Below are 256 nucleotides of genomic sequence, written 5' to 3' on the forward strand. Positions count from 1 at the left end.
CTCTGATTAGTCGAACATGTCCTGCTGCGTATTGACCAGGCCGCTCCAGATGGTCTGGAAGTGCAACCAGCCAATGTAGTCGCTGCCCACGTGTTCACGGCTGTAACGGGCGCGTTCCGGCGTGACTTCCTTCGGCGTAATACCGGCGGCTTCAATCATCAACTGCTGCTGGCAGCAGCGCTCGAGTGCGATGAACCAGAACGCGGCTGAGTCGATGCTGTGACGGCTTGCGGTCAGGAGCCCGTGATTCTGGTGG

General features: G+C 59.4%; 1 pseudogene. It reads right to left on the minus strand.

Going from position 1 to position 256, the window contains the following annotated elements:
* Positions 1-6: 6 nt before the first annotated feature.
* Positions 7-256: pseudogene (locus SB772_RS43160) on the minus strand (class II aldolase/adducin family protein); the annotation flags it as partial.

The sequence above is a fragment of the Paraburkholderia sp. SIMBA_030 genome, from assembly GCF_046535245.1.
Lineage (GTDB): Bacteria > Pseudomonadota > Gammaproteobacteria > Burkholderiales > Burkholderiaceae > Paraburkholderia.